This is a genomic window from Streptomyces sp. YIM 98790 (assembly GCF_011421595.1).
Taxonomy (GTDB): Bacteria; Actinomycetota; Actinomycetes; order Streptomycetales; family Streptomycetaceae; genus Streptomyces.
Map to the genome: position 1 here is coordinate 1 of NZ_WTLH01000362.1, position 2,074 is coordinate 2,074.

1 protein-coding gene and 1 pseudogene are annotated in these 2,074 nt (G+C 75.9%); both read right to left on the reverse strand.

Going from position 1 to position 2,074, the window contains the following annotated elements; genetic code table 11:
- Nucleotides 1–576, reverse strand: a pseudogene (locus GQS09_RS28010) (hypothetical protein); the annotation flags it as partial.
- Nucleotides 577–676: 100 nt separating this feature from the next.
- Nucleotides 677–2,074: tetratricopeptide repeat protein (locus GQS09_RS28015; RefSeq protein WP_165990317.1), on the reverse strand; the 1,398-nt coding region annotated here is incomplete at its 5' end.

Here is a 2,074-nt window from a genome sequence, read left to right on the forward strand (position 1 = left end):
GGCCCCGGCCGCCCCGGCCGCCGCCCCGCCGGCGGCGGCGCCCGCGCCCGGGTCCCCCATGGCGAGCCGGCCGAGAGTGTCGGACAGCAGGGTGTGCAGTCCGCCGCCGGGCGGCCGGGGCTCGGCCACCAGCCGGTCGATCCGGTCGGCGGGCAGCGGCAGCAGCGACTTGGGGATGTGCGCGATGACCGAGGCGGTGCGCCCGCCCTCCACCTGCCCCACCCAGCTGGCGAACGGCCGGGAGGTGTCGAAGACCATCAGGTCACCGGGCCGGAGCTCGGCCTCCCGGCGGGCCTGGCTGATGCCCTGCCGTCCGCTCAGCCCCAGCACCACGGGGAACTCCTCGGGGTCCCCCTGCCGGATGGTGCGCGGGGTCCGGAGAGAGGTGAGCTGGCCCAGATCCATCCAGGTGAGCCGGACCGCGCCGAACTGCCGGATGCGCAGGGTGCCGTGGAAGTCGTCCCCGGCCTCGCTGGTCATCCGGGTGGGCATCAGCGCGTTGTCCGTCACCTCGCGCCACCAGGACAGCCGGCCCTTCCGGGGAACGGCCCGGCTCTCGATCAGAGTCTCCACCATCGCGCTGTCTCGCCCCTCCCGGGCCGTGGCCCCTCTGCGGACGGCTCCGCCCGGCTCGGCCGTCCCGGCCGCTCCGCGCCGTCACTGTGACGTGCCGGCCTCAGGACCCCCCGTCCGTGGCCGCCGGTGTCACCTGCTTGCGTAACCCTTCCAGTACCGCACCGCCCGGCCCGTGCAGGGTCACTCCGGGCGGCAGCGGGCGCAGCCGGCTGTGCTCCCGGGTGTTGAGGTCCTCCAGCAGCGCCTCGGCCTGCATCTCCTCCACCCGGGCCTGGGCCTCCCGCCCCATGCCGCGCAGCGCCGCCGCCAGCCAGGTGCGCTGCTTGGCCACCAGATACGGGTCGAAGGGCTGCTCGGCGGCGTGCCCCAGGGCCCGGCCGGCCCAACGGGCGGCCTCGGTGTAGTCGCCGGTGGCCAGGTGGTATTCGGCGAGCACCCCGGCCGCGTGGGTGCGCCCGTAGGGCAGCCGGGCGGCGGCATAGCTCTCGGTGATCAGCCGCCGGGCCTCCTCATGGCTGCCCAGGTGCAGATGGCAGCGGCCCAGATTGGTCTGGATGGTGACCTGGAGGTCGTCCATGCCCATCCGGCGGGCCTCGGCCAGGGCCCGGCGGGCCACCTCGGCAGCCTCGGCGATCCGCCCGCTGTTGCCCAGACAGGGCACCATGTTGGACAGCGCCACCACGGCCTCCTGCTGCCGGCCGGCGGAGCGGAACAGTTCCTCGCTGCGCTCCAGCAGCACCATGCCCGCGTCGCCCTCGCCGCGCAGCGCGTGCACCTTGCCCAGCTGGCCCAGGGCCACCGCGCGGGCGAAGGCGTCGTCGCGGCGCTCGGCCACGGCCAGCACGATCTCGTTCAGCTGCCGCTGGACGCGCCAGCGCAGCCGGATCGCCAGATAGCTCTCCAGCGCGCGGACCGCCTCCAGGGCGAAGGACGACAGCGGGCGGCCGGCCAGCTCGGCCCCGTCGTCGTACTCCGGCACGCACAGCTGCACGGCCAGCGACAGCACGTCCTCCATCACCTCGTCGGCCCAGGGCAGCGCCTCGTCCACGCTGGTGAACAGCCGGCCCTGCGGGAAGCGGTCGGCGCCGTCGTGGTAGCGGACCCGGTAGTTGCCGGGCACCGCCAGCGGCACGTTGATCCGGTAGAGCGAGCCCAGATACCAGCAGGCCAGCCCGGCCAGATGGCGCCGGTGCTGCTCGGGCGGCAGCTTGGCCGCCTCGCGCACCGCGGCCTCCCGGCCCGCCTCGGTGAGGGTGAACACGCCGGGCAGCCGGGCGGTCGTCACCCCGGCGGCGGCGAGCTGCTCCAGTGCCCGGGAGGCGTTCCAGGGCGCGCAGCCGGCCACCGCCGCCGTGGAACTGGAGCTGTAGGTGCGGACATCCGCGATGCCCAGCAGCGGCAGCATGGCCGCGGCCTCGGGCGGGAGCGGCCGCAGCGGAGCCACCCCGGCCCCGGCGGCGGGTGCGCCGGCGTCGGCTCCGGCCGCGGGTGCGTCGCC